General features: G+C 62.6%; 17 protein-coding genes. 9 read left to right on the top strand and 8 right to left on the bottom strand.

From position 1 onward, the window contains the following. Nucleotides 1-24: 24 nt before the first annotated feature. From ELX51_RS11025 to recN, 7 genes are all read left to right on the top strand, one after another. Nucleotides 25-948 carry a D-alanine--D-alanine ligase gene (locus tag ELX51_RS11025; RefSeq protein WP_164854840.1) on the top strand — a complete coding sequence of 308 codons (924 nt, stop codon included), beginning with the start codon at nt 25-27 and terminating at the stop codon, nt 946-948. Next, nucleotides 936-1,823, top strand: a complete 888-nt coding sequence (locus tag ELX51_RS11020; protein WP_127753564.1) for a cell division protein FtsQ/DivIB — start codon at nt 936-938, stop codon at nt 1,821-1,823. The genes ELX51_RS11025 and ELX51_RS11020 overlap by 13 nt, the downstream gene beginning before the upstream one ends. Next, nucleotides 1,820-3,133 (top strand): cell division protein FtsA, encoded by a 1,314-nt coding sequence (gene ftsA, locus ELX51_RS11015; protein WP_127753563.1) that lies wholly within the window; start codon nt 1,820-1,822, stop codon nt 3,131-3,133. Before ELX51_RS11020 ends, ftsA begins: the two co-directional genes overlap by 4 nt. A gap of 569 nt (nt 3,134-3,702) precedes the next feature. Beyond that, on the top strand, nt 3,703-5,364 hold the full coding sequence (gene ftsZ, locus ELX51_RS11010) for a cell division protein FtsZ (RefSeq protein ID WP_127753562.1): 1,662 nt from the start codon (nt 3,703-3,705) through the stop codon (nt 5,362-5,364). A 106-nt stretch (nt 5,365-5,470) separates the two neighbouring features. Next, nucleotides 5,471-6,427 (top strand): UDP-3-O-acyl-N-acetylglucosamine deacetylase, encoded by a 957-nt coding sequence (gene lpxC / locus ELX51_RS11005; RefSeq protein ID WP_127753561.1) that lies wholly within the window; start codon nt 5,471-5,473, stop codon nt 6,425-6,427. Between the two features lie 83 nt (nt 6,428-6,510). Continuing rightward, on the top strand, nt 6,511-7,356 hold the full coding sequence (locus tag ELX51_RS11000) for an outer membrane protein assembly factor BamD (RefSeq protein ID WP_127753560.1): 846 nt from the start codon (nt 6,511-6,513) through the stop codon (nt 7,354-7,356). Nucleotides 7,357-7,473: 117 nt separating this feature from the next. Next, nucleotides 7,474-9,144, top strand: coding sequence for a DNA repair protein RecN (recN, locus tag ELX51_RS10995; RefSeq protein ID WP_127753559.1), 1,671 nt, complete (start codon nt 7,474-7,476; stop codon nt 9,142-9,144). Nucleotides 9,145-9,204: 60 nt separating this feature from the next. Here the strand turns inward: recN and ELX51_RS10990 are convergent, their stop codons facing one another. The 8 genes from ELX51_RS10990 to ELX51_RS10955 form a co-directional block, all read right to left on the bottom strand. Further along, nucleotides 9,205-11,334, bottom strand: coding sequence for a beta-galactosidase (locus tag ELX51_RS10990; RefSeq protein WP_127753558.1), 2,130 nt, complete (start codon nt 11,332-11,334; stop codon nt 9,205-9,207). Between the two features lie 78 nt (nt 11,335-11,412). Continuing rightward, a complete protein-coding gene (locus ELX51_RS10985; protein ID WP_127753557.1) occupies nt 11,413-12,288 on the bottom strand; it encodes a 2-hydroxy-3-oxopropionate reductase in 876 nt (291 codons plus the stop codon). Between the two features lie 10 nt (nt 12,289-12,298). Then, the gene (gene hyi, locus ELX51_RS10980) at nt 12,299-13,075 is read right to left on the bottom strand and encodes a hydroxypyruvate isomerase (protein ID WP_127753556.1); all 777 of its coding nucleotides are present in this window, start codon (nt 13,073-13,075) and stop codon (nt 12,299-12,301) included. Between the two features lie 12 nt (nt 13,076-13,087). Then, on the bottom strand, nt 13,088-14,827 hold the full coding sequence (locus ELX51_RS10975) for an ABC transporter ATP-binding protein (RefSeq protein WP_127753555.1): 1,740 nt from the start codon (nt 14,825-14,827) through the stop codon (nt 13,088-13,090). Between the two features lie 3 nt (nt 14,828-14,830). Next, entirely contained in the window at nt 14,831-16,003 is a 1,173-nt protein-coding gene (locus ELX51_RS10970) for an ABC transporter permease (protein WP_127753554.1), read from the bottom strand. Next, nucleotides 16,003-16,989 carry an ABC transporter permease gene (locus ELX51_RS10965; protein WP_127753553.1) on the bottom strand — a complete coding sequence of 329 codons (987 nt, stop codon included), beginning with the start codon at nt 16,987-16,989 and terminating at the stop codon, nt 16,003-16,005. Before ELX51_RS10965 ends, ELX51_RS10970 begins: the two co-directional genes overlap by 1 nt. Nucleotides 16,990-17,002: 13 nt before the next feature. Then, nucleotides 17,003-19,111: a family 10 glycosylhydrolase gene (locus ELX51_RS10960; RefSeq protein WP_127753552.1), complete on the bottom strand. Its 2,109-nt coding sequence runs from the start codon at nt 19,109-19,111 to the stop codon at nt 17,003-17,005. Between the two features lie 80 nt (nt 19,112-19,191). Further along, nucleotides 19,192-21,120, bottom strand: a complete 1,929-nt coding sequence (locus ELX51_RS10955; RefSeq protein WP_127753551.1) for an ABC transporter substrate-binding protein — start codon at nt 21,118-21,120, stop codon at nt 19,192-19,194. Nucleotides 21,121-21,292: 172 nt separating this feature from the next. On the opposite strand from ELX51_RS10955, the gene ELX51_RS10950 reads away from it, so the two are divergent. Beyond that, the gene (locus ELX51_RS10950) at nt 21,293-22,300 is read left to right on the top strand and encodes a LacI family DNA-binding transcriptional regulator (RefSeq protein ID WP_127753550.1); all 1,008 of its coding nucleotides are present in this window, start codon (nt 21,293-21,295) and stop codon (nt 22,298-22,300) included. A gap of 58 nt (nt 22,301-22,358) precedes the next feature. Further along, entirely contained in the window at nt 22,359-24,518 is a 2,160-nt protein-coding gene (gene ligA / locus ELX51_RS10945; protein WP_127753549.1) for an NAD-dependent DNA ligase LigA, read from the top strand. Nucleotides 24,519-24,559 lie beyond the last annotated feature (41 nt).

Here is a 24,559-nt window from a genome sequence, read left to right as displayed (position 1 = left end):
CGTGATTGCCGTTGCAGGAGCATTTTGATGGCCAAGCACGTCGCCGTCCTTATGGGCGGATTGTCCAATGAGCGCCCGGTTTCCCTTAGCTCCGGCAAGGGTTGTGCCGAAGCGCTGCGCACGGCCGGCTATCGGGTAACCGAGGTCGATGTCGGCTATGACGTCGCCGAACAGCTCCGCGAGATCGCGCCCGATGTCGCCTTCAATGCCCTGCATGGCCGCTACGGGGAGGATGGCACCATCCAGGGGGTGCTCGAATTCCTGCGCATTCCCTATACCCATTCCGGCGTTTTGGCGTCGGCGCTCGCCATGGACAAGCACCAGACCAAGATCATGCTCAAGGCCGCCGGCGTGCCGGTGACCGACCATGTGGTGGCCAGCCGGGCTGAAGTCGGGCGCGCCCATGTCATGCCCGCCCCCTATGTGGTCAAGCCGGTCGCCGACGGCTCGAGCTTTGGCATCCTGATCGTCAAGGCTGACCAGTCCCATCCACCCCAGGAAATCCTGGGCGAAGACTGGAAGGGCGGCGAAGAGCTGATGGTCGAGCGCTATATCCCTGGACGGGAGCTGACCTGTGCCGTGATGGGCGATGTAGCCCTGGGCGTCACCGAGATCGTCACCGATCTGGCCTTCTACAACTACGAGGCGAAATACTCCGCCGGCGGATCACATCATGTGCTGCCGGCGCAAATTTCACCGAAAATTTACGACAAAGTGCAGAAGATGAGCCTGCTTGCCCATGCGGCGTTGGGGTGTCGCGGGATTACCCGAAGCGACTTCCGCTTCAACGACGCGGCAGGCGAAGATGGTGAATTGGTCTGCCTTGAAATCAACACCCAGCCGGGAATGACCCCCACTTCGCTGGCGCCCGAACAAGCGGCTCACGCCGGGCATTCCTTCGAAGAACTGGTCACCTGGTTGGTGGAGGACGCGAGTTGCAACAGGTAAAAAGCGAGGCGTTTTTCGCCGGAGCGCGGGTGGTTAATCCGCGCCAGCTGCCTGTTCGCATGCGACCGCCCCGGCGCAAGCTGGCCAATATTGTGGGCCGTGCCTGGGTGCTGCACCGCCTCGCCCTCGTGCGGGCCGCCAGCGCTATGGCGCTGCTCGCCGTTGGGCTGGGTGTGTGGCAGGTCCGGGAGCCGATCGGGCTGGGGATGGCCACCCTTGGCGAACTGGCGCAAGGGCAGGCTGCCGCTGCTGGCTTTGCCATTGGCGAAATCTCGATCACGGGCCAAGCCCTGACGCGCGAGCAGGACATCTTCGATGCCCTTGGCGTGCAGCCCTACACCTCGACCGTTGCGTTTGACGTCGAAGCGGCCCGCCTGCGCATTGCCGAGCTGCCTTCGGTAGAGGCCGTCAGCGTCCGTAAGGGCCTGCCCGGTGACATCGTCGTCACCATCACTGAAAAGGTACCGGTGGCGCGTTGGCGCGTGGATGGCGTGACCTTTGTGGTGGATGCCCAGGGCGACCAGATCGGCGAAGATGCCGGTGCTTATGGCGATCTGCCCCTCGTCGTGGGCGATGGCGCGGCGGATGATGCCCTCGTGATGATCCGGGCGCTGCAGCAATATCCGGTGCTGCAGGAGGGTCTGGTGGCCCTGTCGCGCATCGCCGACCGCCGCTGGGACATGATCTTCGAAACCGGCTTGCGCGTGCAATTGCCCGAGCTTGGCGTCGCCCAGGCGCTGCGCAAGCTCGATATGTATCAAACTGAATACCAGCTCCTTGACCGCGACGTCACCGTCATCGATTTGCGCGTGGATAGCCTCGTGGCAGTCCGGCCGGCCGAGATCGAAGAAGAAAAAGAAACCAAGAAACCATGATGACCGATGCCATGACTTCGCGGCTTCGTCCCCTTCAGCCCGGGCGCACCACGCTTGTGGCGGTGCTCGACATCGGCTCCACCAAGATTTGTTGCGTGATTGCGCGTTTGTCGCCCCGGCCGGAAGGCAAGTCGCTCAAGGGCCGCTCGCACAAGGCCGAGGTCATCGGCTTTGGTTATGGCCCATCCTCGGGGGTCAAGAGCGGGGTCGTCACCGATATAGAGAAGGCCGAGCAGGCTATTCGCTCGGTCGTGGGCATGGCCGAGCGCGCCGCCGGGCTGACCCTGGAGTCGGTGCTCGTCAATGTCACCGCAGGCCGACTCGGCTCGGAAACCTTTTCCGCGGCCGTCTCGCTTGATGGCCAGGAAGTCGAAAAGGCCGATCTGCAGCGCGTGCTGCGCGCCGTTAACGAGCGCAGCGTTCGCCCCGAGCGGTCGATCATCCATGCCTTGCCCATCGGCTATTCGCTCGATGGCCAAAAGGGCATCCAGGATCCCAAGGGCATGGTCGGCGACAAGCTCGGCGTCGACGTGGCGGTGGTGAGCTCGGAAACCCTTGCCATGCGCAATCTCGAATTGGTGCTGCATCGCTGCCATCTGCAGATCGAAGCGCTGGTCGCCACGCCTTATGCCTCGGGTCTGGCGACCCTGGTTGATGATGAAGCCCAGCTCGGTGTCGCCTGCCTGGATTTCGGCGGCGCTACCACGACCGTTTCGGTCTTCAACGAAGGCCATCTTTGCTATGCCGACGCGATCGCAATTGGCGGGCATCACCTGACTCTGGACATTGCGCGCCAGCTCTCGGTCAGCGTTGCCGATGCCGAGCGCCTGAAGACGCTTTATGGCTCGGTGCTGCCCGGCCAGGCCGACGAACGCGACATGATTCCCATCCAGCCGGTGGGCGCGACTCACGATGAGGCGCCGGGGCAGGTGGCTCGTTCCGTGCTGACCCGGATCATGCGGCCGCGAATCGAAGAAATCCTGACGGCCATCCGCGATCGCATGCAAGCCACGGGGATGATGGATATGTGCGGGCGGCGTTTCGTGATGACTGGCGGCGCCAGCGAAATGACGGGCCTGCCCGAAGTCGCCCGCCGCGTGCTCGCACGCAATGTGCGCAATGGCCGGCCGATGGGAATCGCGGGGCTGCCGGAGATGGCCAAGGGCGCAGCCTTCGCGACCGTTGCCGGCATGCTGATTTACCCGCAGGTGTGCTCGCATGAATATGCCGAGCCGCGCGGCGCCAGCAAGCTGACCGGCACCGATGGTTACCTGGCGCGGGTCGGGCACTGGCTGAAGGCCAGCTTTTAGCGTGGTTGGCCGGGCAGCCTCCGCTGCCCGGCGACTCAATTTATCCCCGGTGCCAAAAGCTCGGTTATTGTTGCCCCATCTTCATGCGTAACTGCGCGGTCGCGACGAACGGTCGGCATGGGGAGGCCGGATGGCATGGGGGTCGCTCCATGTCCTGTGGTTTAAAGGATGATCTGTGACCCGATTTGAGCCCCCGGGTTTGTCTTTCGGCACGGGCTTAAGCCGAGGACGGTCCTTTCCATAGAGTCTCCGGGATAGCATGGGGCAAGGCTTGCTTCACCTATATCCTTCGCCGGACGACCGGCACCGAGGCGATCCTTGCCCCATGTCGCAGCCGCTGACCTTTGGTCGAGCGGAGATTCGGCACGCCTCAGCCGCCCTGGCGCCGTTTACCATCTCGTTTTCGTGAAGCTGAAAGCCGGCCTGAAACGCCGCATGTCCCCTGGACCCCAGAGAGCGGGGAAGTGTTGCATTTTGCATGAGGGTTAACGGCAATGGGACAGTTGTTAGGTGCCCGTTAACGATTTGGGAGGTAAATCTTTACCAACCAAGCCACTATGGGGCCCCTAATGACCATCAACCTCACGATCCCAGATATTCAGGAACTTAAGCCCCGCATCACCGTATTCGGATGTGGTGGCGCCGGCGGCAACGCCGTTAACAACATGATCGAGTCTGGGCTCGATGGCGTCGACTTCGTCGTTGCCAACACCGACGCACAGGCTCTCGCCCTCAGCAAGGCACAGCGCATCATCCAGTTGGGTGTCGGCGTTACCGAGGGCTTGGGTGCTGGCTCGCACCCGGAAGTCGGTCGCGCCGCAGCCGAAGAAAGCTGGGACGAGATCAACGATCACCTCTCGGGCTCGCACATGGTGTTTATCACCGCGGGCATGGGCGGCGGTACCGGCACCGGTGCGGCCCCGGTTGTGGCTCGGGCCGCTCGTGAGCAGGGCATCCTGACGGTTGGCGTGGTCACCAAGCCGTTCTCGTTCGAAGGCAATCGTCGCGCTCGTCTGGCTGAAGACGGCATCGATGAGCTGCACCGCCATGTCGACACCCTGATCGTTATCCCCAACCAGAACCTGTTCCGGGTTGCCAACGAAAAGACCACCTTCGCCGACGCCTTCGCGATGGCAGATCAGGTGCTGTTCTCGGGCGTCGCCTGCATCACCGATCTGATGGTCAAGGAAGGCCTCATCAACCTCGACTTCGCCGACGTTCGCGCCGTGATGCGCGGCATGGGCAAGGCGATGATGGGTACCGGCGAAGCATCGGGCGAAGACCGTGCGCGTCACGCTGCCGAAGCTGCCATTGCCAATCCGCTGCTGGACGATGTGTCCATGCAGGGTGCACGTGGCCTGCTGATCTCGATCACCGGCGGCCCTGACCTGACCCTTTACGAAGTGGACGAGGCTGCCAGCCGCATCCGCGAGGAAGTCGACTCGGATGCTAACATCATCCTGGGTGCAACCTATGATCCAGATCTGACCGGCACGATCCGCGTGTCCGTCGTGGCGACCGGCACCGATGCAACCATGGTGCAGGCGCTCGAGCCCGCAAAGCCGCATGCTTCGCGCACGCCGCTTTCGGTAAAGCGTCATGTTCCCGTCGAGCCGACCCGTATTGCCGCCGAGCGTAGCGCCCAGGGCGTTGTTCAGCAGCAGATCGAGCATCAGGTCGAAGCCGCGGTGGCCGAGGCTATCTCCCATGAAGCGCCAGCCCCCGCCTATAGCGGCCATGACGATGATGGTGTGATGGTGGAGCCCTATATCCCTTCGGCCCAGGCCATCGACGAGATGGACGAGCCCGCAATGCCCGAAGAATCGCCGGTGCCGAGCGTTTATGTGCCTTCGCACGCCGCTCGCCCCGAAGGTCAGCGCCGGATGCCCCGCACTGAGGAGCTTCCAATTGTTGCGCGCCGGTCACAGGAGCCGCAGGAAAGGCAGGACGCCGAGCCTCGCAATGCCCGTGCCTTGTTCAAGCGTTTGGCCTCCAATGTGGGCCTGAGCCTGGGTCAAACCGCTGAAGGCGGACGCGACGAAGCGGTCTATTCTGGAGCCGATGATGCCGCTGCTCGCAGCGCGATTGAGGCAGGCGGCCCAAGGGCTTCGCGGGTTCCGGCTGCTGCTGAAGGTGCGCGCGGCGCTCTTGATCCGCATGGTCGCCAGCCCGCTCCTGCGCCCCAGAAAGAGCATCTTGAGATCCCCGCTTTCCTGCGCAAGCACGGTTAACGGTTCCTTGTAGCGAGCATCCAACATCACTCGGTGCGGCTTCCGCACCGAGTTTTTTTTGGCTAACAGTTTCCGCGTACCCCGCTGGGGTGGAGTGATCCCGAGTATGAATAAACTGTCCACGCGCCAGCGCACCCTGTCATCCACCCTGTCCTTTGCTGGATATGGTGTTCACGGGGCACAGCCCGTTACGCTTACCCTGGGCCCCGCGCCCGTCGATAGCGGCTTCCTGATTTGCCGCGAAATGAGCGACGGAAGGGTCACCAAGCCCGTACCGGTGCATTTCTCACGCATTACCCGCACCACGCTTTGCACCACGCTCGATCTGGGCGACAGCGTCAGCGTCGCCACCATCGAGCATGTGACCTCGGCTCTGTCGGGCATGGGCGTCGACAATGCCTTGATCACTCTGGACGGCCCGGAATGCCCCATTCTTGATGGCAGTGCATTCCCGTTCGCCCAGGCGATTCTGGAAGCAGGGCTCGAAATCCAGCCGGCCCAGCGGAAGTTCCTCAAGGTCATGCGCGCTGTTACCGTGCGCAACAACGACTCCTTTGCCGCGCTCGAGCCCTATAACGGCCGCGCCCTTGATCTCGAGATTGATTTTGACAGCAAGGTCATCGGCCGGCAGCGCATGATCTTCGACTGGACGCCGCGGCGGTACTACGACGACGTTTCGCGTGCCCGTACCTTCGGTTTCGTTCGCGACGCCAAGATCCTGCGCCAGGCCGGCTACGCCATGGGCTCGAGCCTCGACAATTCCATCACCGTCCATGAGGACAAGATCCTCAACCCCGGCGGCTTGCGCTACGAGGACGAATTTGTCCGTCACAAGCTGCTCGATGCCATCGGCGACCTGTCACTCGGTGGCTTGCCGATCTGGGGCCGGTTCCGCTCCTATAAGGGTGGCCACGCCTTGAACGCCCATGTTCTGGCTGGGCTATTTTCGAGTGAAGCCAACTATGAAATAGTGGGCGCCGAGGCATTGCCGCTCGAATTCGAGGCGTTTGACGATCAACCTGATGGGCTGGCTGTCAATCATTACCTGCGTTCGGTGCGTTAATTCTTCGTGGCCGGCACGGCCACAGTTTTGATCCATTTTCTATCTACGCCGCAGCAGCGGTACGTGTAAGGACGGGACAGTTCGTGACAGTTGTTGCTTTTGGTGGTCGCGCTAGCCGGACAGTCCGGTTGCTTTCGGTTGGCGTCATGGTCGTGGCGCTTACGGGCTGCTCGGGCATGAACCTGTTCGGGCCCCCTAAGGCCAAGGAAGAGCCGATCATCCCGGCGGAGTCGCTGTATCAGCAGGCTCTCGATAATATGGACGCGCAGCGCTACAACACGGCTGTGACCCAGCTCGAGCGCCTCGAGCGCCAGCACCCCAATTCGCCCCTGGCGGAAAAAGGCAAGCTGATGCAGGTCTATGCGCATTACCGCATCGGCAAGTTCGCCGAAGCGATCCTCGCCGCCGACCGCTTCCTTGCGCTTTATCCGAACGGCAAGGACGTTCCTTACGTGCTCTATCTCAAGGGCAACTCCTATTACGGGCAGATCAAGGACATCACTCGCGACCAGCAATTGTCGCGCGATGCCATCGACACCTATAATCTGCTGATCGCCAACTATCCCAAGTCGCCTTACGCCGAGGACGCTAAGGAAAAGCTGCTGGTTGGTTATGACCAACTCGCTGGCAAGGAAATGTCGGTTGGCCGCTATTATCTCGGCAACGGCCAGTACACGGCCGCGATCAATCGCTTCCGGGTGGTCGTGGAAGAACACCAGACCTCGACCCATATCGAGGAGGCGCTTTATCGCCTGACCGAAGCCTATCTGTTGCTCGGTCTCGTTAACGAGGCCAAGACCGCAGCGGCCGTGCTTGGGCACAACTATCCGTCCAGCACCTGGTACCAGGAAGCCTTCAAGAAACTGGGCCAGCAGGGTCTAGCTCCCGCCATGGGAAGCGGCAGCTGGATGAGTTCGCTGCGCAAGTAACGAACTAAAGTGTTGCTTGTTTGTTCCGGGGCGCGCTAGTTTGCTGGCGTGCCCCGATTATTTGCCGGCCATGCCGCGCAGCGGTGCCGGTCTGGGTGGAGCTTGGGATTTCCGGGAATGCTGAACGCGCTTTCGGTTCGCAACATTGTCCTTATCGATCAGCTTGATCTGGCGCTGGGCGCCGGCATGACGGTTCTTACCGGCGAGACCGGCGCCGGCAAGTCGATCCTGCTTGATGCGCTTACGCTTGCTCTCGGTGGGCGAGGGGACGCTTCGCTGGTGCGCCGCGGCAGCGAGAACGGTCAGGTTGTCGCCGTCCTGCAACTTGCGGCCGATCACCCCGCTCGTGCGGCGCTGCGCGACAATGCCATTCCCGACGACGAAGATGTGATCCTGCGGCGGGTGCAATATGCCGATGGCCGCACCCGAGCCTTTATCAATGATCAGCCGGTGTCGGCTGCGCTCCTGCAACGCGTTGGCTCGCAGATCGTGGAAATCCATGGCCAGCACGATGACCGCGCTCTGGTGGATGTCGCAACCCACCGCGCGGCGCTCGACGCCTTTGGGGAATTGGACACCCAAGCGGCTCTGGTCCGGGACGCCTGGCAGGAACTCGCCGATGCACAAGCTGCGGTCAAGGAGCAGAAAGCCTTGGTTGCGGCGGCGTTGGCGGAGGAGGACTTCGCCCGTCACACTGTCGAAGAGCTCTCCAAGCTCGCACCGCAGGTCGGCGAGGAAGAAGAGTTGTCCGAGCGCCGGCAACATCTGCAGCAGCTTGAGCGTTCGGCCGCCGAGGTCGGGGAAATTGACGAGTTGATCAACGGACCCATGGCTCCGGCGCCAGCCCTTGCCGGGCTGATGCGCCGCTTGCTCCGCAAGATCGACGGCGGGGCAGACCTGTTCCAGCCCATTGTTGATGCGCTCGACAACTCGTTAATTGCGCTTGATCGTACCGCCGATGCGCTGGAGGATCTGAAGCGTGAGATGGCGTTTGATCCGGCCGAGTTGGAGGGCGTGGAAGAGCGCTTGTTTGCCCTGCGCGCTGCAGCACGAAAGCACCAGACCAACTGCGATGACCTGCCAGCCGTGCTGGCTCGGTTCTCCGCTGACCTGGAGACCCTGCAAAGTGGGGAAAGCCGATTGGCCTCCCTTGAAGCCGCGGCGGTGCAGGCTGAAGCGCTCTACCGCAACCATGCCAAGGCTCTCAGTGCCAGCCGGGCCGAGGCTGCCGGGGCACTGGGCGCGGCCGTGGGCGCCGAGTTGCCGGATTTGAAGCTGGGTTCGGCACGCTTCATCGTCGATCACCAGATCGATGAAAGCCGGCTCATGGCGTCTGGCTACGACCAGATCGCCTTTCATGTGCAAACCAATCCGGGCACCATGCCCGGGCCGCTGCTCAAGGTTGCCTCAGGGGGCGAGCTCAGCCGCTTCCTTCTGGCGCTCAAAGTGGTGCTGGCCGATCGTGGTTCGGCGCCGGTGCTGATCTTTGACGAAATCGACACCGGCGTTGGCGGCGCGGTGGCAGACGCCATTGGGCGGCGCTTGGCGCGCCTGGCCAACAAGGTGCAGGTCCTGGCCGTGACCCACGCTCCCCAGGTTGCCGCCCGTGCTCAACGGCATCTTCTGATCGAGAAGCAGGCGGTAGAAGAGGGCGCCTTTGTCCGCACGCATGTCAAACCGCTGGATACTCCGGCGCGACGCGAGGAAGTAGCGCGCATGCTCGCCGGCGCCAAGGTTACCGAGGAAGCCAGGGCCGCTGCCAGCAAGCTTCTAAGCGAAGTGCACTGACGGATCTGGAAGCGCGGAGCATTGGCAGCAGCGGATTTCCCGCTGCTGCAGGGCTACAATCTAAGCCGCTTCGCCGCCGCTCTTGTTCAGCCGTACGATCAGCACATCGCGGGCCGGCACGGTAATTGTCCCCGCACCATCCGCAGCGTTGTATGATGACCAGTAAGGCTCACCCAGGGAGGCGATTTGCTGGTCCACCATGACTTCCGCCTTTTGCGCCTCGCGCGTAGGATTGATCACCCAAAGCACAGCTCCTTCCGGTCCTTCATGCAGGCGGGCATGCAGTTGGGGGTTTGAAAGGGTGACGCGCGGTTTATTGCCGGTCCAGGCGAGCACATCAGCAAAGTAAGCCAGGTTTTCCGCGCTGCTGGTGCGGAAATATGCGACCCCGGGATGGGTGCCGACCAGCAATGTCCGGCCCTCACCAAAGCTGTTCTCCACCACCGCGGTGCGTCCGTCCGTGAAAGCGCCGCGCGCAGTGCCCGTCGTCGGAGCATAGGACTGCAGGAACCCGCCGCCGCCAACTGGCTTGCCATCGAAATCGAACCGAATGCGGTCGCCGATATCGGGCATGAACTCGACCTCGCTTTCGCGCGCCCCGAACACCCGGTCGAGCCCGTTGTGGGGCTGCACCGTTCCAACCTTGCCGCGATCGCCGAAATAGCCAGGCGTCGCCTCCGATATCAGTGTACCGCCTGCCTCCACCCAGGCGCCCAGCTTCTGAGCGTGTTCGGCCGTCAGCATGATCGGGTAGGGCGCATAGATGGTGTCGTAATCGTTGATGTGATCGATATGGACCCAGTCGGCCTGGATGCCATTGTCGAAAAAGCCGCGATAGGCACCCCACATCGCCTCACGATAAGTCTCGGGCTTGTGGTTGTGGTTGAGCAGGTAGTCCCAGGCCTGCGCCTCCGGGATCACCAGCAGCGCGATATCGCCCTTGACCGGCTTGGCCGCAAAGAGCGACTTCTGCTCGAGTGCATTGGCCCATTTGCCGATTTCGCTCGCCATGTCCGAGCGCGGTGTGCGCGAACCATCCATGCCATAGGAGCCAAAGGCGCCGAACAGCGGACCGTCCAGCAGCGGCCGGAAGCGCAGATTGAGCACACCCGTGGCGCCGGCCGCAAAGGAGGTCATGGTGAGGGTGCGGATATCTTCGGGGTCCATGACCCGGCCATCTTCCTTGTCGCGGCCCAGCACTTGCGGCTGCAGCCACAGCGGGCCGCCAGGCCGTTCGGCATGCCACCAGGGTTTGCCGCGGGCAGCCGCCCGGGTAAGGTCGGGCCCGAAGAAGTTCTGCCAGGGCGCAAAGCCGCGCCGGCTGGGCACCCAGGTCAGGCCATAAAGCTCGACCTTGGACGCGGCGAGCCAGTCATCCGAGCCATTGGCGGCCATGTTGGGGATCGCGCCGCCCACGCCATGGGCGGCAATCAGGCAGTCCGGATCGATCCCGCGGATGGTGTCGATCTTGAACTGCATCTGGTCGTAGTAGTTCTCGCGCTTGAAGGCGAGCCAGTCGAGATTTTCGGGATAAGCGGCCACCTCGTGGGGCGGTTCGATATCGTCCCACTCGGCGTAGGAATAACGATACCAGGCATTGGCGAGCGTATCGAGGTTGCCATATTTCGCCTGCAGCCAGAGGCGGAAATCGGCCTTCATGAACTCGGAATAATCGACATCTGCGGCATAGTTGACCTCGTTCCACACGTCATAGCCGAGCAGACCGGGATGGCCCTTGTAGCGTTTGGCGAGGGCGGAAAGGAAATGGCCGACGGCTTCCTTGACCTCGGGCGCGTTCATGCTCAAGGCACCGGCGCCACCGCCATTATTAGAAAAGCCGCCGGTGGCGGCGCTCACCCCCATATTAGAAGTCATCGGCCGACCATCCGCCCGCAACTGACGGGCGTGGGCGAATTGACGATAGGCCCAGTCCGGCACCGTATGGGTCAGCTCGGCGATGATGGTCTTGATCCCGTTCTTGGCGGCAAGGTCCATCTGCCGGTCATAATCCTCCCAGTCATAAAAGCCGGGGCGCCGCTCGATGGCGGACCACATGAACCAGTGACGGAACACATTCATGCCGTCCTTGGCAGCAACGGCATAATCGCGCTCCCAGTCCTCGCGCGGCGGGTTGGACTTGCGGAAATACACGGCTCCGAATGGCGTCTGCGGCAGCTTGTCGAGTGGCATGGCTTGGTTCCTGGGCATGAAGGTTCGTTCAGCGGCACCTCGGCGCCGCTGCTGGCAAGCTTGTGCTGGTGCGCGGGTCTAGTTGCCGCCGCCCGCCAGCGCCTCAAGGGTGCGGATCAGGGCGGAATGGTCCTTGTCGCCGTCACCTCTGGCGACAGCCGCATTCATCAGTTGCTGGGTGGCTGCGGCGTTGGGCAGGGCAAGGTCAAGGGCGCGCGCCGCATCCACCGCCAGCGCCAGATCCTTGCGGTGCAGCCGGATGCGGAAGCCCGGATCGAAGGTCTGCTTGATCATGCGTTCGCCATGCAGCTCAAGCACGCGGGACGCGGCAAAGCCGCCCATCAGCGCTTCGCGCACCTTGGCGGGATCGGCGCCGGCCTTCCGGGCAAACAGCAAGGCCTCGGCGACTGCCTGGATGTTGAGCCCGACAATGATCTGGTTGGCGACCTTGGCGGTTTGCCCATCCCCGACACCACCAACGAGCGTGATGTTTTTGCCCATGGTCTGAAACAGCGGCAGGGCGCGCTCGAACACCGCCTCCTTGCCACCTACCATGATGGTGAGAGCGGCGTTCTTGGCGCCCACTTCGCCGCCCGAAACCGGCGCATCCAGATAATCAGCGCCGAGGGCCTCAATGCGCTTCGCGAAGTCCTTGGTGGCGATGGGCGAGATGGAGCTCATGTCGATCACGAGCTTGCCGGGGGCAAGGCCCGCAGCCACGCCGTCAGGTCCAAACAGCACCGCTTCGACATCGGGCGTGTCGGGTAGCATCAGGATAACGATGTCGGAGGCCTTAGCCACAGCCTGCGCGCTCGACAGCGCCTTGCCGCCTTGCTCGACCAAGGCCTGGGACGCTTCCTTGACCCGGTGCAAGGCGACCTGGTGCCCGGCAGCGATCAGATGGCCAGCCATGGGGCGCCCCATGACGCCGAGGCCGATGAAACCGATATTCATGTTGCGCTCCTTAGAGATAGGGTTTCATCCAGCCGAGCCCGGCGCTGGTGCCGGCCTTGGGCTTGTACTCGCAGCCCACCCAGCCCGTGTAGCCGAGCCGATCGAGTTCGCTTAGGACGAAGGGATAGTTGATCTCGCCGGTGCCCGGCTCGTTGCGGCCGGGATTATCGGCGATCTGCACATGGGCGATGCGCTCGCGCAGCCGGGCATAGGTGGGCATGAGATCTCCCTGCATCACCTGGGTATGGTAGACGTCGAATTGGATGAAGAGGTTGTCGGACCCCACCGCATCAAGGATGCGCTCGGCATGGTGAGTGGTCGAGACATGAAATCCTGGAATGTCGCGCAGATTGATGGGCTCGAGCAGCAGCTTGATGCCGGCATCGGCCAGACGCGGTGCCGCATAGCGCAGATTGTCGATCAGAATTGCATCGCGCTCTTCCACGCTGCTGCCCGCAGGGGCGATGCCGGCAAGGCAGTTCACCTTGGTGCAAGCCAGGGCCTGTGCATAGGCGACTGCCGTCGTCACCCCGCTCCGGAAGTCCTCGACCCGGTCGGGCAGGCAGCCAATGCCGCGCTCGCCAGCGTCCCAGTCTCCGGGGGGCAGGTTGAACAGCGCCTGCTCAAGACCATTGTCCTTCAGGCGCCCGGCGACCTGGTCGGCGCCAAAGGCATAGGGGGCAACATATTCGACGGCGCTGAACCCATCGGCCGCCGCCGCGGCAAAGCGCTCAAGGAATGGCTGGTCGGCATAGAGGAAGGAGAGATTGGCGGAGAATTTGGGCAAGGCGGTTTTCCTTCAGGCCACATAGCGGGTGCGGTGCAGCATCCGTTTGTTGCGGGGATCGGGGTTGGGAACAGCCGAAATCAGGCTCTGGGTGTAGGGGTGTTGCGGCTGGGTGCAGATCTGCTCGGCGGTGCCGACCTCCACCAGCTTGCCCAGGCGCATCACCGCAACCCGGTCGCAGAAATAGCGGACCACGGAGATGTCGTGGGAGATGAAGATGAAGCTCAGGCCCAGCTTTTGCTGGATGTCGAGCAGCAGATCGAGGATCTGGGCGCGGATCGACACGTCGAGCGCTGCCGTGGCCTCGTCGGCGATAATGATCTTGGGATCGAGCGCCAGGGCGCGGGCGATGCCGATGCGCTGGCGCTGGCCACCGGAGAACGCATGCGGATAGCGCTCCATCGCCATGGGGTCGAGCCCTACCAGCGTCAGCAATTCGGCGACACGCGCTTCGATTGCCGCCCCGCGCATCTTGCCCGAGACATAAAGCGGATCGCCGATGATCTCCTTGACGGTCATGCGCGGGTTCAGAGACGCGAATGGGTCCTGGAACACCAGCCGCACATCGCGATGAAACGCCTTGAGACCCTGCTTGCTCAGAGCGGTGACATCCATGGGCGCGCCGGCACCATGATAGGTGACCGTGCCGGCGCTGGGCTCGAGGGTGCGCAGGATCAGGCGGCCAAGCGTGGTCTTGCCCGAGCCGCTCTCGCCCACAATGCCGAGGTTCTCGCCGGGATAAAGATCGAGGCTCACATCATCGACGGCTTTGAGCGCATGGCTGTTGCCACCGAACCACGCGCTCGAGGCACCATAAACCTTGGACAGGTTGCGCACGCTAAGGACCGGCTGGCGCGCCTGCGTGCTGGTCTCGGCACGCGCGGCGGTGCGCTGGTTCTGCTCGAGCTTCACCGTCGAGTTGAGCAGGCGCACCGTGTAGGGATGACGGGCATCATGGAAAATGTCCTCAGCGCTGCCCGCCTCGACAATACGGCCATAGCGCATCACCGCAACGGCGTCGGCAACCTCGGCGACCACGCCCATGTCATGGGTGATCAGCAACATCGCCATGCCACGGCTCACCTGGAGGCGCTTGATGAGATCGAGGATCTCCGCCTGGGTTGTGACATCGAGCGCGGTGGTGGGCTCGTCGGCGATCAGGATGTCCGGATCAGCCGCCAGCGCCATGGCGATCATGGCGCGCTGGCGCATGCCGCCGGAGAATTCGAAGGTATAGCGGTCGACCATCTTGTCGGGATTGGGGATCTCGACCTGCCGCAAGAGCTCGATGGTTTCGGCACGCGCCTGCTTCTTGTCCATGCGCCGATGCAGACGCAGGGCTTCGATGATCTGGCTGCCGATCGTGTGCACTGGCGAGAGCGAACTCATCGGCTCCTGAAAGATCAGCCCAATGCGTCCGCCGCGGATTTGCAGCAGCTTGGGATCGCGGTCCGAGAGCGCTGCGACGTCGATCTCTTCGCCCTCACTGCCCAGGAGGATGCGGCCGCCGGTAATGGTCCCATTGCGATCAAGGATACGAAGCAGGGCACGGGCGGTCACCGATTTGCCCGAGCCGCTTTCACCCACAAGGCACAGGGTCTCGCCGCGCCGCAGCACGAAGCTGACATCACGCACCGCATGCAGGATCTCGGTGCGCAGGCGGAAATCGAGGCTGAGATGCTCGACACTGAGGACAATCGGCGCCTCATCGCCTGCTGGTTGCGTGCCGGTAGAGAGGGGATGGACAGTCATGGCTCAGCTTTCATAGGGGTCGGCCGCGTCGCGCAGACCATCGCCAAGGAAGTTGTAGGCCAGCACGGTCAGAACCACAGCGCCTGCCGGCCAGATCAGCAGCCAGGGCGCGCCCGCAATGGTGCGCACATTTTGCGCGTCCTGCAGCAGCACCCCCCAGGACACGACCGGTGCCTTGAGCCCAATGCCGAGAAAGCTCAGCGCCGTTTCAGCAACGATCATCGTGGGCAGGGCGAGGGTCACGACCGCGAGGATGTGGCTCGTCAGCGAGGGCATGATGTGCCGGAAGATCAGCCGGCGTTCGCTTGAGCCATCCAGACGGGCGGCGGTAACGAAATCCTCGCCGCGCAGGGCAAAGAAGCGGCCCCGCACTTCCCGCGCCAGTCCGGTCCAGCCGAACAGCGAGACGATAAGGGTGATGAGGAAATACACCGTCAGGGGTGACCAGCTCAGCGGAATGGCCGCGGCAAGGCCCAGCCAAAGCGGGATAGTCGGCATTGAGGAAATCACCTCGATGATGCGCTGGATCACCAGATCAACCACGCCGCCGTAGAACCCAGAGATCGCACCGAGCGTCACGCCGAGACAGAGGCTAATGGCGACGCCGATCAGGCCGATGGACATGGACACCCTTGTGCCGTGGATCAACCGGCTCAGCAGGTCGCGGCCGAGCTTATCGGTGCCCAGCAGATACATGGTATCGGTCGACTTGAGGGGCCCGAGCAGATGTACGTCGGAAGGGAACAGGCCCCAGAGCTTATAGGGCGCGCCCTTGACCAAGAGACCGATGGGCACGACGGCGTTCTCATCGATCACGTAGCTACGGCGCAGCGATGCCTGATCCACACTCATAGTGTAGCCAGTGACGTGCAGTTGGAAGTGTTGGCTACCATCCTGCTCGGTCACGAAAAGCCTTAGTTCCTGGGGCGGCGCATTGGTGAATTGCGGGCGGGCCGCGTCGGGCAGGGTGGGTGCCAGGAACTCGGCAAAGATGCCGATGAGATAGAGCATGAGGATGATCACGCCGGCGACGAGCGCGACCTTGTTGCGCGAGAACTTGGCCCACATCAGCCGCCATGGACCCGCGACCGCAGTTTCGATCGGCTTGCCGACCTGCAGGGAAGAGACGGCAGGGCCGGTTTCGGGCGTTCCCTCGATGAAAGTGTGCGCAAGCATCAGTTGAACCTGATCCGTGGGTCAAGAAGGGCGAGCAGAATGTCGGAGATCAGCATGCCAAAGAGCGTCAGCACGCCCATCAGCAGGATAAAGCTGCCGGCCAGATACATGTCCTGGCTGATCAGGGCCCGCAGCAGCAGCGGGCCGGCCGTGGGCAGGTTGAGGACAATGGCGGTGATGGTGACGCCAGAAACAAGCTCGGGCAGGACCCAGCCGATCGCCGAAACGAAGGGGTTCAGCGCGATCCGGACCGGATACTTCAACACGGCCTTGTATTCGGGCAGGCCCTTGGCCTTAGCCGTCACCACATAGGGCTTGTTCAACTCGTCGGTGAGATTGGCACGCAGGATGCGGATCAGTGCTGCCGTGCCGCTGGTGCCGATGACGATGATCGGGATCCAGAGGTGAGCCAGGAGATCGACGAACTTGCCCCAGCTCCAGGGCGCCTCGACATATTCAGGCGAGAACAGGCCGCCCACGCTCTGGCCCAGAACCTTGTAGCTGAAATACATCAGCGCCAGCGCCATGATGAAGTTGGGCACGGCGAGGCCGATAAAGCCGAGGAACGTGAACGCGTAATCGCCGAACGAGTGGCGTCGCATGGCCGAATAAATGCCGATCGGCAGGGACACAGCCCAGACAAAGAGCAGGGCGGCAATCGAGATGGCGAGCGTCGAGCCCATCCGCTCCCAGATCAGGTCGGCGACTGGGCGGTTCCATTCAAAGGAATAGCCAAAATCGCCGCGGAAGATGATGCCGCTGATCCACTTCCAATACTGCAGCCAGATCGGGTCATCAAAACCATAGGCGCGGCGCATGGCTTCGAGCTGCGCGGGATCGACGTTCTGGCCGCTCTCGGCCATGGTCGCCAGCATGGAGGTGAGATAATCCCCTGGCGGTAGCTGGATAATCATGAAGGCGATGAGCGACATGCCGAACAATGTCGGGATCATGTAGATCAGCCGCTTGATCACATAGTTCAACATGGCGCCGCCCCCTCTAGCTCCAGGTCAGGTGGACAACTTCGAGTGTCTCGATGCTGGGCACAACGACATTAAGCCGTCCGTCCACAAGGCTCGTCTCCAAGCGCTGGCCGGCGACCAGCAAGTCGACTTTGCCCACAGTCTTGCCAGCTGGCACCGCGATGGAGACCGTGATCTCGCCGGTTGGATAGACTTCGCGGATCGGGCCCTTCATCATCATGGGGTTGGAGATGTTGTTGAGCACGACAGCCATGCCGGCTTCGTTCTCGCGCACTGCGAGGTCGAGCACCGCGCGGCCGCCGATCTCGACGTCAGGGCGTTTGCCCAGAGCCCAGCGTACGGCATTGCCGATAAGGCGGGAGTGGTCGGCCGCGAGAACCTCCCACAGAATGGCGCCGATATTCCACGGGATGTAGACGGTGCGACCGCCGCCGGCATGCTCGCGGGTCACCACCGCCGCGCCCTTGGGCTCTTCGCGCGGGTAAACCTCTTCCATGGGAAGGTCAGGGAAGTCGGGGACGTAAAGGAAGGGCTGGCTGGTGTCGGGCGCCGCATCTACGGCTAGAAGCCTGGTGCCGCCAATAATACGGTTGGCGCCCTCAAAGCCGCCGGAGATCGGGTGTTCCCCGTTGATGGCGACATAGGTGTTCTTGACCGGTCCACGGACGGACCCGGTCATGGTCACACCCAGCAGCTGGCCCAGACCAATGGCGTGGCGGAGCTTGTTGTCCGGCGTACGTGTGGAGCTTTCGTGCGCCGCGACGATGCTGCCGCCACGGGCGACATAAGCCTCTAGCGCCGCGATCTGCTCGTCGGAAAGGCACGTAGCATTGGCGAGGATCAGGACTTTGAACTTGTCCAATGCCTCCGGGGTCATCGCCTGGTCTGAAACCATCTCGAATGGAATGCGCGCTTCCACCAGAGCCAGATAAAAGCCGAGATCGTCGGCTTCGGCTGCCCTGCGGGTGTCGAGGCCGTGGTGGCGCAGGGTCGTGGCGGGGTCGAGGATTGCGATCTCGGCGGTTGGCGTCGTTTGCGATAGCACCGGCTCGAGATCGGCATGCAGGTTGAAGCTATCGACCACCGGCTCGACCCAGCGGGTGTCGGGCACCACGCCATTGAACTTTGTGAACCAGGGCAGGAGCCCCTGGGCAGTGCCGTCATCCATCCAGGCCTGGATCTCGGGGCCGGTGGTGACCGAATCCTTCCAGCGATATTCCTCTTCGGGACCGATGGAGGTGATCAGGATTGCAGGCCGGTCGCGGAAGGTCGCGCGCATGCGCTTGCCATTGCGACCGCTCATCCACACGGGTTCGGTCCCCCGGCGCCCCTGATCGTCGACGCACAGGAAGGGGCAGTATTTCTCGATGATCTCGAGGTCGAACTCGGTCAGCGATACCGAGCCCATATTGGGGATGAAGCTGGTATGCGGCTTGATGGCCTTCATCACCTCGTCCCATTCCACCACCAGGCGGCTCAGCACGCCCCGGCGCCAAGCGGTCCAGGCCAGCCAGGCGGGGTTCTCAAGCTTCTGGTCGAGCGGCAGCTCATGTCCGGTTGCTTCGCGGAAATTGCTCTTGCAGGCATCGCAGTAGCAGACGCCATGGCCCTGCCAGCGATTGGCGAAGATGGCGTCGATATCATAGTTGGCCGTCAGCTCGCGGAGCACCTCGGGCATGAACTTGAAGTTGTAGTCTGAATAGGCGCAGGTCACCCACACTTCGGGGAAAGCCCAGTGGCGACGCTTGTTGCCGTCCTTGTCCACCGCGATCCATTCGGGATGGGCGTCGGCGGCATCCTGGTGGATGGCGTGCGGATCGACGCGCGCCATAACGTGCATCCCGAGCTTGCGGGCGCCGGCGACCAGCTCACCGAACGGATCGCTGTCGCCGATGAACTTGGACACGTAGTGCAGCGGCACCTTGGAGGGATAATAGGCGATATAGCCGCCCGCGCTCAGGCAGGTGGCGTTGGAGCGCGTGCGCTTGAACACTTCCACCCAGAAGGCCGGGTCGTACTTAATGGGGTCGTCTTCGGCCAGGGTGAGCTGCGTCCAGCGGGTCGCTGACTTGTACCAGTCATGAGTGCGGAGGTGATCGGTGGTCTGCGACTTGCTGTCGAGCATGGGATGTCCCTGGGCATGGGTTCGCTATCGCCGGCCCGGTAGGGCCGGCGGAGTGGAAAAGGGCGAGTGGCTAGCGGCAGTTAGCTCTTGAAGAACTGCTCGGGGCGGGCCGGGCCAGGGGTGGGCCAGCCGAAGGAGTTGGGCATCTCCTTCATCAGGTTCACCACGTTGTTCTTGACGATCCCATAGCCATCGGGGGGGAGGCTGACGCCGAAGGTGAGGAACAGATCGGCCGCGTTCTGTAGGACCTGCGCCATGCGCTCGTTCTGGCCAGCCGGGTCGGCAGTGGCGACGAGATCGCGGTAGAGCTCCTGCTGCGCCTTAACCTCCGGGGGAGGCTCAACCGCCGCTTCATTGTCGGGTTGGGTGTAGTAGAGCGCCCAGCCGGGGGCATAGAAGCAGTTGTTGTTGATGGGCACGTAGAAGCGCGCGTCGAGCATGGCGGCAATGCCGGAATTGGCTCCGAACTGGTGCGCGGTGGCATCGTATTCACGACCGCGCCGCACGCGTTCTTCCCAGAGCGAGCGGTCCATGGTGCGCATCTGCGCATCAATGCCGACCGCCTGGAACATCGGGATAGCCAGCTCGAACATGTCGAGGAAGGTCGTACGGGTCTGGTCGATCTCGAAGATTATCGTGACGCGACGGCCTTGCTCGTCCAGCCGATAACCCTCGCCATCCTTGTTGGGGATGATGGCGTCGAGCATCTCGTTAGCCTTGGCTGGATCGTATTCGGTGAATTGCTTGGCCAACTGCTCGTTGTAGAGCGGATCACCCTCGCGCATAGAAGGCTGGGCAGGGGAACCCTGACCCACAAAGACCGCATCGATCATGGCCTGCCGGTCGATAGCGACCGAAAGCGCCTGCCGGAACGCCTTGTTGTTGAACAGGGCGTTCTTGACGGGATCGTTGTGGTTAAGGTTGAGCTGGAAGGCCATGACGTTAGCGGCCGTTTCCTTGAGCGTATAGAAGCTGTAGTCGCCCGTTTCCTGGCTGTCGAACAGCACCGGTTTGTTGGCTGGCGTGGCGATATACTGGTCCATGATGTCGACCTCGCCCTGCAGCGTCTTGAGCAGCAGCACTTCGGGATCGGCGACCATCTGGTAAACAACGCGATCGAAATAGGGCAGCTGGGTGCCCGCGGTGTCGACCTTGTAGTAGTAGGGATTACGGGTGGCGATGGCCTGTTCGGTGCTGGAGCCAGGGGCGCGGTCGAACACCCAAGCATTGAGCGTGGGCCGGTTGCCGTTCTGGTAGAAGGTGTTGTCGTCCAACATGCCGATTTCGCGCTGGAACAGCGCAATCCAGCTCTCGAGACCTGCTTCCTTGGCGAGGGTGTTCGCCTCAGGATTGTAGCGGATGTGGAATTTTTCGAGATAGTGCTTGGGGGTGCGGGTCAGCTGGTCCTGGTTGGCCCAGGCGAGCTGCTGCACGAAAAAGCCGTTGGGGCCGGGGAAGATGACTTTGAAGGTCTGCTCGTCGACCACTTCGAGCTTGGCAGGTTCCCCATCGACCATCCACCACGCATTGCTGCCATGGGAGGTTTCGGGGTCCATGAAGTAGGCGTCGTACCAGAACTGGACGTCAGCGGTGGTGAAGGGATGGCCGTCGGACCACTTGTGACCTTTGCGCAGGGTGAAGGTGTACTCGGTCGCGGCGTCGTTCACCGACCAGGATTCAGCAACGTTTTCAACGAGTCCCGACCAGTCCTGATTGTAACGCACCAGTGGCTCGTACCCTTGGTAGCGCACCAGCATGGAAAGGGAGCCGCCGCCGACCAGGGCGTGGTTCCAGTCGCCGCCTTGCTGGCCGACGCGTTCGAGCGGGGTGATGACCAGCGGATTGGCGGGCAGGCGCTCGGCAACGGGGGGCAGTTCGCCGCTATCGACACGCGCCTTAAGGAAGGCTGATTCTCCGGTGGTCTGAGCCCAGGCCCAGCCCGGCATGGCAGCAGCGCCGGCAAGTGCGGAGCTGGCGACGATGAAAGCCCTGCGGCTGATGGATACCATGAATATCTCCTCCAAAAAACTAACCGCCTATGGCGTTGTCAGCTGCCGGGGAGCTTGCGACTACAAAATCGTTAGGTAAAGCGTTATGTTGTTATTGATGTGGATTGTTGGGCAGGGTAGGTGGATGCAAGGCTGCGGCAGTACCTCGAACTGAGCCTTGCAAGGAGCTTCGATGGCACGCGTTACCTTGTCCACTATCGCCCAGCATATGGGGCTTTCCAAATTTGCGGTTTCGCGGGCGCTGTCCGGCAAGGACGGTGTCAGTGAGGCAACGCGCCAGCGGGTGCAGCAGGTGGCCGACAAGCTCGGCTATGAGCGCGGGGGCAGCGACAGCGGCGTGCCGGCACTGGGGATCGTGTTCCACGACACCGATCTCGTGAACTCGGAACTCCACCTGCTGGTGCAAAGTGGCTTTCACACCGAAGCACAGAAATACGGCTATCAGGTGCGCATGGCTTCCACTCATTTGCTGGATGAAGTGGAGGAGTTTTCCTTGCAATGTCAGGGTGTTGCTCTGGTTGGCCCACATTCGCTGGAAAGCATGACGCGCATCAAGGAACTCGGCATTCCCATGGCGCGCAATGGGTGGGTGGACCCTCTGGCACCATTTGATCTCGTGTCAGGCACCGATCATGAGGGCGGCGCCGCGGTGGCTAATTACCTGATTGAACTGGGTCACCGTAACATCGCCTATGTGCATGGTACGCCCGGCTATCGCGGTCGCACCGAGCGGTTCTATGGCATGCGCGAAGTGCTGGAAGCCCGCGAGGACGTGGAGTTTCGGGAGATCAAGTTCCACAGCGAGAAGCGCTTCACCGCGCATCTGAAGGAAGCGAAGGCAGATGGTTTCGAGCCGACGGCCTTCTTTTGCGCCCATGACGGGATGGCGCTGACGGTGGTGACCGAGCTGCTGACGCTGGGCTATCGGATCCCGGAAGATGTCTCGGTGGTGGGGTTTGGCGACTATTCAGCCGCTACCCAGATCACGCCGCACCTAACGACAGTTAGGGTGCATGGGCGCCAGATCGGGGCAGGGTTGGTGCGGGTGCTGGATGACCGGATCAAAGGGCGGATAGCGCCTGACGTGGCGGTTCGAATCTCGTTTGCAGCGCATCTGGTGGTGCGTGAATCGGCGGGGAAAGCCAGGGTTCGGGGGGCGGAAAGGCTGGCTGTGGAGTAGCTTGCTGGAGTATTCTTGCGTGCCGCGCCGCAGGCGACCACCCAGTCAGAGTGCTCCCATGTCCGATTTCAGCCACAAAGATGAACGCGATCTGAACGAAGCGGAGGCGCAGCAGGAGCTGGCCCGGCTGGCCATGCTGATCCGCGAGGCTGATCTCGCCTATCATCAGCAGGATGCGCCGGTGATGACTGACGCGGAATACGATGCGTTGCGGCAGCGCAATGCGGCAATCGAGGAGCGCTTTCCGCAACTGGTGCGGGCAGACAGCCCGACCGAAACGGTGGGTGCGGCGCCAGCCGAAGCCTTCGCCAAGGTTCGGCATGGCGTGCCGATGCTCAGCCTGGGCAATGCGTTTGCCGATGAGGAGGTGGCCGAGTTCGTGCAGCGGGGGCGCAAGTTCTTCGAGAAGGACCTGGCGCGCGATCCGGCCATGCAGCTCGAGTTTACGGCTGAACCCAAGATCGACGGGCTTTCAGCATCATTGCGCTACGAGAAAGGCGTGTTTGTGCGTGGCGCCACGCGCGGCGATGGGACGGTGGGGGAGGACATCACCGAGAACCTCCGGACGATCGCCGATATTCCGGCAAAGCTTGAGGGGGAGGGTTGGCCCGATCTGATCGAGATCCGCGGCGAGGTTTATATGACCCATGCCGAGTTCAAGCGGCTCAAGGATCATTCGGCCAAGTATGGCGGGCAGGAGTTCGTCAATCCGCGCAACACTGCGGCCGGGTCGCTGCGCCAGAAGGATCCCAAAATCACCGCCAGCCGCAAGCTCAACTTTTTTGCCTATGCCTGGGGCGAGGCGAGTGCGCCACCGGCGGCGACGCAGTGGGACGCAATGCAGAAGTTCCGCGAGTGGGGCTTTGTGGTCAATCCGCTGCTGATCCGCACGGCTTCGGTCAGCGAGTTGCTGGAGCAGTACCGCAAGATCGAGGCACAGCGGGCGAGCCTCGGCTACGACATCGATGGCGTGGTCTACAAGCTCGACCGGCTGGACCTGCGCGAGCGCTGGGGGTTCGTGTCGCGCGCGCCGCGCTGGGCGATCGCGCATAAATTTCCGGCCGAGCAGGCGACCACCGTGCTGCTGGGGATCGACATCCAGGTGGGGCGCACCGGAGCGCTGACCCCGGTGGCGCGGCTGCAGCCGGTGACGGTGGGTGGCGTGGTGGTTGAGAACGCCACCTTGCACAATGAAGATTACATTGCGGGCAAGGGCAGCAATGGCGAGCCGATCCGCAATGGCGTCGATCTGCGCATTGGCGACACGGTGGTGGTGCAGCGCGCCGGGGACGTGATCCCGCAGATCGTCGATGTGGTGATGGAGCAGCGCCCCGTCGATGCGCAGCCCTTTGTGTATCCCCATCAATGCCCGGCCTGCGGGTCCGACGCGGTGCGCGAGATCAACGAAAAAACCGGCAAGCTCGATTCGGTGCGCCGCTGCACCGGCGAGTTGATCTGCCCGGCCCAAGCGGTGGAAAGCCTCAAGCACTTTGTGGGCCGCAACGCGATGGATATCGATGGGCTGGGCGACAAGCAGGTAGCGCAGTTCTATGCCGAAGGGCGGATCGCGCGGGCGGCCGACATCTTCACCCTGCGGGCGCGCGACGAGCGATCGGTCAAGAAATTGAAGGAGGTGGAGGGGTTCGGCGCCGTATCCGTCCGCAAGCTGTTTGACGCCATCGATGCCCGGCGCGAGCCGGAGCTCGATCGCTTCATCTTTGCGCTGGGGATTCGCCATGTCGGGGAAACCACGGCGGCGCTGCTGGCCAAAACCTTCGGGACAATCGAGGCGTTGCGCGACTCGGCGGTGGATTCGGCCAACCATGAAGGCGAGATCAGCCCGGTCTTTCCCCAGATCAACGGCATCGGGGAAACCGTGCGCTCGTCGGTGCTGGCGTTCTTCGGCAATGAGCGCAACATCCAGGCCCTCGATGACCTGCTCAAGGAGGTCAAGCCGAAACCCTATGTGGTGACCATTGCAGCCGATAGCGTGGTGGCGGGCAAGACCGTGGTGTTTACCGGATCGCTCGAAAAGATGACCCGGTCGGAAGCCAAGGCGATGGCCGAACGGCTGGGCGCGAAGGTTGCCGCCTCGGTTTCGGCGCAAACCGATATTCTGGTGGCGGGGCCCGGCGCCGGCTCCAAGCTCAAAAAGGCCGAGGAGCTTGGGGTCGAGGTGATCAGCGAAGAAGAGTGGTTCGAGCGGGTCACGCCGTGAGCCGCTTCGCTGACGGGTGGTCGCGAGCATGGGTTTGGGAC

It is taken from the genome of Devosia sp. 1566 (assembly GCF_004005995.1).
Lineage (GTDB): Bacteria > Pseudomonadota > Alphaproteobacteria > Rhizobiales > Devosiaceae > Devosia.
This window is presented reverse-complemented; position numbering and strand designations above follow the sequence as displayed.